Below are 12,319 nucleotides of genomic sequence, written 5' to 3' on the forward strand. Positions count from 1 at the left end.
TACATATTTCTATTATACGAAATAATCATCGAATTAAAACTAAATTATTATTTTTCTATCTGAAATTATCTTTATTACACGAAAGCGGCAGCTATTGCCACCGCTTTTTTAACAACGATTTGCCGTTATTACTTTGTATAATAAATTTTCAATGAGTATATTATTCTGTGAGATTATATACTTATTCTGTATACTCCTGCATCTCGTAAACCTCGAAAATATCGCCGTCCTTCAAATCGCTGAAACGCTCAAGTGTAATACCGCACTCAAAGCCAGCAGCAACTTCCTTGACGGAATCTTTAAATCTCTGCAATGATGCAATCTTATCATCAGCTATGACAATACCATCTCTTACTACTCGAACATCGGCACCTCTTACAGCCTTGCCTGAGAGTACATAAGAACCCGCAACAATACCGACATTTGTAATCTTGTAGGTTGTACGGCACTCTACTCTACCAAGCTCAACTTCTCTTACCTTTGGTGCAAGCATACCCTTCATAGCGGACTGGATTTCCTCTATGCAGTCATAGATAACTCTATAAAGACGCATATCAACGCCATCACGCTCTGCATTTTCAGCAGCAACCGGGTCCGGACGAACATTAAAGCCAACGATAATCGCATTAGATGCAGATGCAAGCATAACATCAGATTCTCTGATGGCACCTACGCCGCCATGAATGACATTAACACGAACTTCGTCATTAGAAAGCTTTTCGAGTGATTGTCTAACAGCCTCAACAGAACCCTGAACATCAGCCTTAACGATAACTTTAAGTTCCTTAACTTCGCCAAGCTGCATTTGGTCAAAGAGGTTATCGAGAGTAACCTTTGTCTGATTGCCCCACTGTTCTTCTTTCTGCTTTTCCTTACGCTGTTCAACAAGTTCACGAGCAAGTCTTTCATCAGAAACTGCGTTGAATATGTCGCCACCTGACGGAACATCGTCAAGACCTGTAATCTCAACAGGGAATGACGGACCTGCCTCCTTAACCTTTTCGCCCTTTTCATTTGTCATCGCTCTTACACGACCTACGGCTGTACCGGCAACGATAATATCTCCAACTCTGAGAGTACCGTTCTGAACGAGAACAGATGCAATAGGACCTCTACCCTTATCAAGACGAGCCTCGATAACAGTACCCTTTGCAGGACGGTCAGGGTTAGCTTTAAGCTCTTTAATTTCAGCAACAAGCGTTACCATTTCGAGAAGGTCGTCAAGACCTTCTTTTGTATGTGCTGAAACTGGAATAACCGGAACATCGCCGCCCCATTCTTCAGGTACAAGTCCATATTCTGTAAGCTGCTGCTTAACTCTTTCAGGGTCAGCACCAATCTTATCCATCTTATTTATAGCAACTATAACAGAAACTCCCGCAGCCTTTGCGTGGTTAATAGCTTCAACTGTCTGTGGCATAATACCGTCATCAGCAGCAACAACAAGTATAGCTATATCAGTAACCTGAGCACCTCTTGCTCTCATAGTTGTGAAAGCTTCGTGTCCCGGAGTATCAAGGAAAGTAATGTCATTTCCGTTGACATTAACTCTATAAGCACCAATATGCTGTGTGATGCCGCCTGCCTCTGTTGATGTAACATTAGCGTGACGAATAGCATCAAGAATAGAAGTCTTACCGTGGTCAACGTGTCCCATAACAACTACAACAGGAGCACGAGTTACGAGGTTGTCGTCATCGTCTTCGCTATCGTCAATAATTCTTTCCTCAATAGTAACAACAACTTCCTTTTCAACCTTTGCATGGAATTCCATAGCTGCAAGTGATGCTGTATCAAAATCAATAACATCATTAACTGTTACCATAGTACCCATCATAAAGAGTTTTTTGATAACTTCTGCTGCTGTTGCTTTAAGTCTTAAAGCAAGTTCTCCGACAGTAATTTCATCGGGAATAGAAACAGTGATAGGCTTTGCCTTTCTTTCTGCTGCAATTCTCTCTAAGCGTTCCTTTTCTGTTTCACGCTTTGAACTTCTGGATTTTCCACGCTGCTGTGAACGCTGAGTGAATTTCTGCTTTTGAGTAGTAGTCTTGCTTTCGCTCTTCTTTCCGCCGCCAAGCTTTTCACTTGCCATACGGTCGTACTTCTCATTATAACGCTCAATATCGACCTGTGCGGCTCTTGTATTTATAACTCTGCCACGAGATTGCTCTTGTTCAATGACAGGTTCTTCCGGTTTCTTTGCCTGTGCTTTTTGTGAAGTCTTTTTATCCTGTGGCTTATCCTGCTTTTTCTGAGAATTATTTTGCTGATTATTTTTCTTCTGTCCCTGCTTTTGGTCGTTCTTAGACTTTTCGTCCTTAGCTTTTGCAGGCTTATCAGTTTTTTCCGCTTTTTCTGTTTTTTCAGGTTCGGCATCTCTCGAAGCATAATATGCGTCAAAATTTTCAACTTGATTTTTCTGCGTAAAATACTCAAAAACTACATTAAGTTCTTGGTCTGTAAGAACATTACCGCTCTTCTTTGTTACACCGCAGCATTCCTTGATAGCCTCTATAACGGCTTTGCTTGGAACATTAAGGTCCTTAGCTACTTCACTTACCTTGTATTTAATCATATAATCAATTTCCTCCTGTCATATCATTGCAAAGCATAACGAGCTTTTTTGCAAAGCCCTCATCATCTACTGAAATAATGCCCGAGGTCTTTCCTATCGCCATTCCGACCTCATTCATAGATATATTTAACGAGATAGTCTCGGTTTTCGTGCGTTCTACGATTTTCAGAATTTTACTTTTTGAGCGTTCTGATAAATCATTGCACAAGAGCAATAGTCTTGATCTTCCATGAATCATAGCGTCAACCGCAGGGTCGAAGCCAAGTGAAAGTTTACCTGCACGCCTCGCCAAACCAAGAAACGATAGAATTTTTTCATTCACCAGTAAATTCCTCCTCGAGCTTGTTATATATTTCTTCCGAAATCTTGCATGAGAAAGCTCTTTCAAGCCGTCTTGCTTTTTTCGCGGAGGCAAGGCAGACGTTGCTGCGGCAAATATATGCACCTCGACCGGGCTTTTTTCCAGTAAAATCTACTGAAATTTCACCCGCTTGAACAACCTCGCCATTTTCGTCCTTCAAATCAGGAGCTTTTACAATTCGCACAAGCTCTTTCTTTTCTTTCATTTCTCCACAGCCTGTGCATTTTCTCAAAGGTACTTTTTTCTGTCGCATTTTTCTTTTCTTCGCCGCCTTTCTATCCTTTATTTCGGGAACATTGCCCTCAATTTTTCAAACCCCTTATAGGAGCTTTATGCTTCTTTATACTTTATAATAATTATTCTAAGCCGTCACCAACATACTCTTCCTTTTTAGCAGAAGTATCTTCTTCGTCCTCGCCAAAGAATCCGCTTTCTGGGCGAATATCAATCTTCCAGCCTGTAAGCTTTGCTGCAAGTCTTGCATTCTGTCCTTTATTACCGATTGCAAGTGAAAGCTGACTATCAGGAACTGTTGCCTTGCATACCTTTTCGCCGTTAGGGTCAATCTCTACCTTAACAACTTCAGCGGGCGACAATGCAGCAGCAATAAACTTAACTGGGTCTTCGCTATATTCAACAACATCTATTTTTTCGCCGGCAAGCTCATTTACGATTGCTCCTACTCTTACGCCACGAGGTCCGATACAAGCTCCTCTTGGGTCAACATTCTCATCACGGCTGAATACAGCAATCTTTGTTCTTGAACCGGCCTCTCTTGAAACAGACTTAATTTCAACGATACCGTCATAAATTTCAGGAACTTCTTTCTCGAAAAGACGCTTAACAAAGTCAGGGTGAGTTCTTGAAATGATAACACGAGGTCCTTTTTCTGTGTTTTTAACATCAGCAACATAAACCTTGATTGTGTCGCCCTCTTTGATAACCTCTCCGGCAACCTGCTCGCCTCTTGGAAGAACAGCCTCTGCTTTTCCTATACGGATTGTAGCATTGCCTGTTTTAGGGTCAACTCTTTCGACCTGTGCAGAAACGATTTCCTGAACCTTGCTCTGGAACTCAACAAGAACCTGGCTCTTTTCACCGTCACGAATACCTTGGCGAATTGTATTTCTTGCAACCTGAACAGCGATTCTGCCAAATTGCTTAGGGTCAAGCTTCACACCAATTTTATCTTCAAGCTGAGCCTTTGCGTTAATAGCACGAGCATCTTGGAGTGAAATCTCATAATCGGGGTCGAAAACTTCTTCAACAACTTCCTTATTTAAGTAAACATCGAATTTGCCCTTTTCTGGGTCCATCTCGACTCTTGCATCGTTGTTTCCGCCGTAAGCACTCTTACAGGCAACAAGTATAGATTTCTCAATCTGAGAAAGCATATATTCAACAGGTATTCCCTTTTCCTTTTCAAGAAGCTTCAATGCTTCAAAAAGCTCTGTATTCATTTTCCAATAACCTCCAATTATATTAAAAAGTCATCTAACTTTATATAGACCGTATTTTTCTTTTGAATAGTTGTTTTTTCGTTGCCATCAAGCATAAGAGTTACGCTATCCTTATCGTGTGCTATAAGCGTACCTTTAAGCTCACGAACACCATTTTCGTTTGGACGAATAAGCTTAATCATTATCGGAGCACCGAGAAATTCTTCAAAATGCTCATCACGAATAAGGTCACGCTCTATTCCCGGTGAAGAAACCTCAAGACAGTAATTCTGCTCTATCGGGTCGAGCTTATCGAGCGGTTCGTCTATTGCTCGGCTCATAGCCTCGCAATCCTCTATTGTAACACCGCTTGGCTTGTCGATAAAGATTCTAAGATACCAGACAGCACCTTCCTTTTGAAAGCGAACATCCCAAAGGCTAAGATCAAGTTTTTCGGCGATAGGCTTTGCCAAATCCCAGACGACTGAAACTGTGTTTCCCTGTTTTTTTTCTGCCATACGCTCCTCCTTTAAGCAAAAGTCCTTAAACACGATAAAAGAGCGGGTCGCCCCACTCTTTTACAATTCCTATTCTTGTTAATAATTTTAACATATAATTTCGATATATGCAAGGGTTTTATGCGAATTAAATCCCGATTTTACTACAGTTTTCTGATAATTACATATTTCGGGCAAATTTTTATTTAATTTTCTAACATAAAATATAAACTAAGCTTAATAAAGAACTAAAGTGCTACCATAGATTTCGCATTTGCAGTCATATTTATTCTCTGTGCCTGATTTTGTATCTATAATGTAGACAGCCTTATTATCGCTATTTGTAATGATGAAACGATTTTCTATACAGGCAATAAATTTACCAAAAGAGGTTTTATACTCAAACTTAAAATCATTCATCATACTTTCAACAAGGGTTTTATTCTCATCAATAGTAAGTCTGTATGTCTGACCTGTACGATTTTCAACATAATATGTTTCGTTATCTTCACAGGGCAGAAGTTCTGCAAGAGCCTCTATTTTTCTATCCTCAAAATCATATGAGCATATTTTTTCAACACCAGATTTAAAGTGTGTGGCTTTCATATATAGCTTTTTATCTGTTATTGCGGCATAACGCACCATACCTTTAATATCAGCACTTGCAACACAGTGAACCGTCAGATTTTCCTTACCGTCTTTAAGTTCAAGCAAAGCAGCATCTAAATCGCAAATCCATATATTATCACGAATATCAGCACTAATCCATCTTTGTTCCCTAAAGTAATATAGCTTTGTTTCCTCATCACCCCAAGGGTCGAGAATAATTAGCTTATTGCCCTCAGTGGTCTTAACTGTAAATAAGCTGTCGCAACCAACTTTTGAAATCAGAGGACAGCGTATAAACGATTTCTTATCTTGCTCTATATCGTAAATATAAGCAAGTGTATCGCACTTCGTTAAAGCTTTATACTGCTTAAAGAAATTCTTGCTTTTTTCATCAGGTGCAGCTGTAAAAATAATATTGTTTGCATCTATGGCTTTACACTCATAAAATCTTCCCGTAAAATTCAGCTTTCTGCGACTAAGCTCCATTCCACTGCGTCTATCAAGTTCAACTACCCACAGACTGCTTGAACCGTTTTCAAGCACGAGAAGTATGGTTTCTTCAAACGCAAAAATATGCTGCACAAAAGAAGAATCTTCAAGTGTATAATTTGTAACAAGTCTTTCTCTGCGAGTATCACGATTATATTCAAGTATATAGAGATTACTAAGTTCGCCCTGAAGCTTTTCTTCTGCGTAATATATAAAATCATCGTCAACATAAAAAAGCTGAATCCGTCTTTTCTCGAAAACATTTCTTATATCAACAACTTTCATTTATATCACCTGACTTTCGCTAATCAATAATCAAGAAATTTATATCTAATTATAAACTTAGGGAACCCTAAAGAAGGATTCCCTAAAGTTTGTTTTATGTTATGCAGCTTTAGAAATTAAAGTGAAATAGAGGAAACCGGCTTGTCCTCATAAATTCTCTCAATAGCCTCTGCAAATACAGGAGCAACTGGAAGCATTGTGAACTTATCAAGCATCTTATCTTGTGGTACAGGAATTGTATCGAGAAGAATAAGCTCCTTGATTGGGCTTTCCTTAATTCTGTCAATAGCAGGACCAGAAAGAACGCCGTGTGTAGCACCAGCATAAACCTCAGTAGCTCCGCCAAGCTCGATTGTAGCCTTAGCAGCGTTGCAGAGTGTACCTGCTGTATCAATCATATCGTCAACAAGAATAACCTTCTTGCCCTTAACATCACCGATGATGTTCATAACTTCGCATACATTTGCTCTTGGGCGACGCTTGTCAATAATAGCAATCGGGCAACCAAGGCGTGTAGCAAAGTTTCTTGCTCTTGTAACAGAACCAAGGTCGGGGGATACAACAACATAATCATCTGGGTTGTCGCCAATCATCTTCTTGAAGTAGTTAGCAAGAAGAGGAGCACCGAGGAGGTGGTCAACAGGGATATTGAAGAAGCCCTGAATCTGTGCAGCGTGAAGGTCCATAGTAAGAAGTCTGTCAGCACCTGCTGTTGTGATAAGGTCAGCAACAAGCTTTGCTGAGATTGGGTCACGAGGCTTGGACTTTCTGTCCTGACGAGCATAGCCGAAATACGGTACAACGGCTGTGATTCTTGCTGCGGAAGCACGACGCATAGCGTCAATCATAATAAGAAGCTCCATAATATTGTCATTAACAGGAGCACAGGTTGACTGAACAATAAAGCAGTCTGAACCTCTTACTGATTCATGAAGCGAAACAGCGATTTCACCGTCGCTGAAGCTTGAAACATCGGACTTGCCGACAGGAATTCCAAGACAAGCAGCTATCTGCTGTGCGACAGGAATGTTAGAGTTACAAGTGAAAATCTTGATGTCCTTACCATGAAAATTCATTACTGATAATCCCCCTAAATTTTCTATGAAGTTTTTAATATCTGTTTAAAAACAGACTTCGCCCAAAGCGGGGCGTTTCCAATTAATATTGTAATACTAACTGCGAAAAAAATCAAGTTTTGGAGTATCTTCGCCGAAAAATTGTAAAGACTAACAATAGAACAGCCATAAATTAAGTAAAAAAGTAGTAAAAGAGATAGGCTTAAGCATACACCAAAACCCATAAAATTATCTTATCCTAAAAATGCTTAATAATTATATTTCTTTCTATTTGTTATAAGGAATATAACTGTAACCACTAAAGCACAAAGTTCTGCACAGGTGATTGAAAGCCATATGCCGTCAAGACCGAGTATCAAAGGCAAAAGCATAACTGATGCTATCTGGAATAAAAGTGTTCTTAAAAAAGATATTGCAGCCGAAATAACACCATTATTCAAGGCTGTGAAAAACGCCGAACCATAAATATTGAAGCCACATATCAGATAAGAGAATGAGAAAATAATAAGTCCATGCTGTGTAATTTCAAAAAGTTTTGCATCATATCCGACAAATATACTTGATAGAACTCCTGAAAAGCTTATTGAAAGCACCGCCAAAGCAACACCTACAACACTTACAAAGCCTAAGCTCTTATGAAAAAGATTTTTCAATTCGCTATTATTTCTCGCACCATAATGATAACTTACAATAGGGGCACTTCCTATTGAATATCCAAGGAAAATTGAAACAAAAATGAAGTTTACATACATTATTACTCCATATGCTGCAACTCCGTCTTCGCCTATATATTCCATAAGCTTATAGTTATAGAGCATATTTACTATTGACATAGAAAGATTTGTCATAAGCTCTGATGAACCATTCGCACAAGTTTTCAACAAAATCTTCCAATACATTTTTGTCTTGCCTAAATGCAAGGAACTGCTATTCTTGCTTGAAAAGTAAAATAGTGGAATTACTCCTCCTACAAGCTGGCTTATGGCTGTTGCTATTGCCGCACCTGCTATTCCCCAATTAAATAATACTATAAACACGAAATCAAGAACCATATTTGTAACGCCTGCAGCAACAGTTACACCAAGTCCAAGCTGTGGTTTTCCTGCCGCAACGAAGAAGCTCTGAAATGAGTTAAGAAGCATATAAGGAATTAAGGCAGTTATAATTATATTGCCGTATATAACGCAATTTTCGAGCATTTCGCCCTCTGCTCCAAGAAGTATTGAAATAGGTCGCATAAAAGTCAAGCCTAAAGCTGTCAAAATTGCTCCCAAAACTATCATTACATAAACCAACATAGAAAAATACTGGTTTGCTTTTTCTTTATCGCCCTCGCCAAGAGTTTTAGAAATTATAGCACTTCCTCCTGTACCAATCATAAAGCCCAATGCACCGAGAATCATCAAAAATGGCATAATTAAATTAACTGCCGCAAAAGGTGTCTTGCCTACGAAATTGGAAACAAATATTCCATCAACAACTCCATATACTGATGTAAAAATCATCATAATTATTGACGGAAATACGAATTTCAATAGTTTTTTAAGTGTAAAATGCTCTGAAAGCTGTATTTTCATAAATTTTTCTCCTCCCATAAAAATGCGCTCGATTATCTCTCAATAATCGAGCGCACCCGACATCTTATCGACTTCACAATTGCGATTGTTAGTCCTCCGATGACCTATTTAATTTTAAAATTAAGAACCTCTTTTTGCTTTGCGTTTTCTTGTAGAAATAAGAGCTACAACCGCACCCGCAAAAGAAACTACTGCCGCAGATGACAAACTGATAACCAGCGGCATTACAAATTCCGGAACCTTATATTTTTCCGAATAATTATAAATTACATAAATATCATTCTCAGTATAGACGCCATTGGCATTGGCAGGTGTTTCTATAAGTTCATAGCCATCGAACTTCATAGCCTCTGTCGTATAGCTTGATGTGCCGTCAGCCTTGCCTGTCATCACCTTTTTATCTAAGACCTTTCCATCAGCACCAATATAAACTGCAGTAACCTTGCCTGAATATATTACGCTATCTCCATCAACCCAGCAAGTGCCACGAAGTGAATATCCCTTGCCTGTTGAACTCTTATCGGTTTTGATACCGTTGTCAGGGTCTTTCATATTCGTGAAAATACAATATGCCTCACTCGCATCAATAGTGAGAGTATACCAACCATCTTCACTGCTTTTTTTCATTTCTGTACCAGGGCTTTTTGCAGATATTACATTACGCTTATCATCGTCGCCAAGTGTAAATACATATGCACCGACTTTTTCCCAACCGTTTTTATTATAGTAGTTTATAACAAGCTTGTCAGCTTCCTTAGTTTTATAGTAATAAACCACTTCAAGTTCTTCACCTGTAAATGTTCCTGCCGTATTATCAGGAAGTTTTTCGAGGTCAAGCTCAAAACCGTCAATAGCCTTTACTGTTGTTGTATAAGCTGTGCCTTCTCTGCCCTCAATAGTAACTGAGCTTGCTATTTCCTGTGCTGCCATACCAAAAGCTTCATCGCCTGCTCGCATATACTTTACAGTAACCTTGCCGACTGCACCCTCAAACTTATTATAGTAATAAGTTACAGTTTGGTCAGCCTTTGTAAATGTTCCGCTCTCATTACCGTTTACGCTGTCAAAATCATATCTAAGGTTTAAAGATTCGTCCTTTGAGGTTGTGAACTTACTTCCCTCTTTGCCAGTGATAACCTGAGAATTTATAACTTCACCTGTTGCCTTGTCTTTATATTCGATAGTAACCTTGCACTTATCGCTTGTGAGATTGATTTTCTCAAAGCTTGATTTATCAACAAGAATCAAAGCTGAACCTGCGGCAACCTTAACTGTATTTCCCTTTACTGTTCCAAGACTCTTAACGCCTGCTGAAGTCTTATTTGCAATAACAGTCCACTCGCTTGGAAGCTTATCACCCTTGAGGGTTACTTCTTTTTCCTCAGTTGAGGAATTGAATATGAGAGCAACCTGCGACCACTCTGATTTAAGTTTCTTTTCTGTATTTGTTAGAGTATATGCAACTAAACCATCGCTGTTATTTTCAGCAAATACCATTCTTTCAGACGCACCTGTTGTAGCATCTCTGAATGGCGAAAATGCCTTTTTAATTTCGATAAGTCCACTGTAATAAGATACCAAATCACGATATTTTTCAACATTGGACCAATTAAGCATATTTATGCTTGTAGACGATTTGTAGCTATTTTCATCGCCCTTTTTAGTTCTTGCAAATTCTTCACCTGCCTGCATAAATGTCAAGCCCTGTGAAGTAATATACATGGCTCCTGCAAGCTTATTCATATCTACAAGCTCATCGTCTCTGTCTGTAAAGTTTTGGTCGGTTCTTGCAGAGAGTACAAGCTTATCATAAAGAGTATAATTATCATGTGCCGAAACATAGCTTACACACTGCGAAGGCTGATTTGCCCAACCTCCGGTAGTAGTCTTTGTGTTATTTGCCTGTATGCTGTCTATAATATCACTGTCGTTAGTACCATGCTGTATAAAACCAGTGTTAGCCGCAATAAAAACATCACCCTTAATTGCATCACGGATTTTGTCATTAAATGCACCAATTCTATTGTCAAGTTTATTTATATTACTCTGAATAGCAGTAGCTTGACTTGTTCCGATAGTACCGCCTGTCCAAGGCTCACCGTAGAGAATAATTTTCTTTCCGCCGTCAAGCTTATCAACGGCTTCACGAATCTTATTCATTGTTGTTACATCGTGTACACCCATAAGGTCGAAACGGAAACCATCTATATGATATTCCTGAATCCAATAAAGAATAGAATCTATCATATATTTTCTGAACATAGCGTGTTCACTTGCGGTTTCATTTCCACACCCTGAAGCATTGCTGAATGTTCCGTCTTTATTCATACGATAATAGTAATTAGGAACTGTCTTTTGGAATGAGCTATCCTTTGCAGTATAAGTATGATTGTAAACAACGTCCATAATAACACCGATACCAGCATCATGAAGTGCCTTAATCATCTGTTTAAACTCATTAATTCTGACATTTCCGTCATAAGGGTCGGAAGAATATGAACCTTCCGGAACATTATAGTTCTTTGGGTCATAACCCCAGTTAAATGCACCGTCTTGAGTTTCGTCAATAGTTGCATAGTCAAAAACAGGTAAAAGCTGAACATGAGTCACGCCAAGTTCTTTAAGATAATCTATACCTGTTGAGATAACTCCCTGATTATTGAGGGTTGTGCCTTTTTCTGTAAATGCAAGATACTTACCCTTATTAGCGTCCGTAACGCCAGAATCCGGGCTTATAGAAAAATCACGAACATGAACTTCCCAAACAACTGTATCTGTCGGAGAATCATAGGTTATATGCTTGTCCTTATCCCAGCCATCAGGATCCGTTGAATCGAGGTCAACAACCATCGCTCTATTGCCATTTACACCAACAGCTTTAGCATAAATATCACAGGTTTCCTGAGACTTGCCATCAGTTGTTACAATATATGTGTAGTAGGTATTTTTAATATCTCCAAAGACTGTATAATACCAAATGCCATTATCGCCTTTAAGCATTTTCAAATTAGAAATAACTCTCGCACCCTGCTCACTGTCACTTCCTGTTGTATAACGCTTAAGATATACTTTTTCAGCACTTGGTGCCCATACCTTAAAGGTAGTTTTTTCTTTGGTATAATTTGCACCTAAGTCGTTTCCGTCATAAGCCTGCTTATCAAGCTCATGAGCGTATTTTTTCTCAGCTGCATACGCCATATTTGGAACAGTCATTGCTATACCTCCTAATAAAATTGTTGCTGATAACATAGCTGATAAAAGCCTTTTTAACCTTGCCAAGCTGGAACCTCCCAATATCACAAAAAGCGTGCAAATATAAATTTGGATAAGTTACATTTTTTACAACTTTTCCTAAAATCATCTTTTAAAAACTTAAACTTTTGCCATACCATATAATTTTATCATATT

General features: G+C 38.9%; 9 protein-coding genes. All 9 read right to left on the minus strand.

Going from position 1 to position 12,319, the window contains the following annotated elements; all coding sequences use genetic code 11:
• Nucleotides 1–181: 181 nt before the first annotated feature.
• Complete coding sequence (infB, locus tag ACLU24_RS00200) at nt 182–2,578, minus strand: translation initiation factor IF-2 (RefSeq protein WP_412609189.1); 2,397 nt, start codon at nt 2,576–2,578, stop codon at nt 182–184.
• Nucleotides 2,579–2,582: 4 nt separating this feature from the next.
• On the minus strand, nt 2,583–2,900 hold the full coding sequence (locus ACLU24_RS00205; protein WP_412609192.1) for a L7Ae/L30e/S12e/Gadd45 family ribosomal protein: 318 nt from the start codon (nt 2,898–2,900) through the stop codon (nt 2,583–2,585).
• The gene (rnpM, locus tag ACLU24_RS00210) at nt 2,893–3,192 is read right to left on the minus strand and encodes an RNase P modulator RnpM (protein ID WP_412609195.1); all 300 of its coding nucleotides are present in this window, start codon (nt 3,190–3,192) and stop codon (nt 2,893–2,895) included. The genes ACLU24_RS00205 and rnpM overlap by 8 nt, the downstream gene beginning before the upstream one ends.
• 103 nt (nt 3,193–3,295) lie before the next feature.
• Complete coding sequence (gene nusA, locus ACLU24_RS00215) at nt 3,296–4,399, minus strand: transcription termination factor NusA (protein WP_412609197.1); 1,104 nt, start codon at nt 4,397–4,399, stop codon at nt 3,296–3,298.
• Between the two features lie 17 nt (nt 4,400–4,416).
• A complete protein-coding gene (locus ACLU24_RS00220) occupies nt 4,417–4,896 on the minus strand; it encodes a ribosome maturation factor RimP (protein WP_412609200.1) in 480 nt (159 codons plus the stop codon).
• Nucleotides 4,897–5,112: 216 nt separating this feature from the next.
• The gene (locus tag ACLU24_RS00225; RefSeq protein ID WP_412609202.1) at nt 5,113–6,258 is read right to left on the minus strand and encodes a hypothetical protein; all 1,146 of its coding nucleotides are present in this window, start codon (nt 6,256–6,258) and stop codon (nt 5,113–5,115) included.
• Nucleotides 6,259–6,374: 116 nt separating this feature from the next.
• Nucleotides 6,375–7,334 carry a ribose-phosphate diphosphokinase gene (locus ACLU24_RS00230; protein ID WP_412609205.1) on the minus strand — a complete coding sequence of 320 codons (960 nt, stop codon included), beginning with the start codon at nt 7,332–7,334 and terminating at the stop codon, nt 6,375–6,377.
• A 248-nt stretch (nt 7,335–7,582) separates the two neighbouring features.
• A complete protein-coding gene (locus tag ACLU24_RS00235) occupies nt 7,583–8,911 on the minus strand; it encodes an MATE family efflux transporter (protein WP_412609208.1) in 1,329 nt (442 codons plus the stop codon).
• A gap of 120 nt (nt 8,912–9,031) precedes the next feature.
• Complete coding sequence (gene pulA / locus ACLU24_RS00240) at nt 9,032–12,190, minus strand: type I pullulanase (RefSeq protein WP_412609210.1); 3,159 nt, start codon at nt 12,188–12,190, stop codon at nt 9,032–9,034.
• Nucleotides 12,191–12,319 lie beyond the last annotated feature (129 nt).

The sequence above is a fragment of the Pseudoruminococcus sp. genome, from assembly GCF_047012705.1.
GTDB lineage: Bacteria > Bacillota > Clostridia > Oscillospirales > Acutalibacteraceae > Pseudoruminococcus.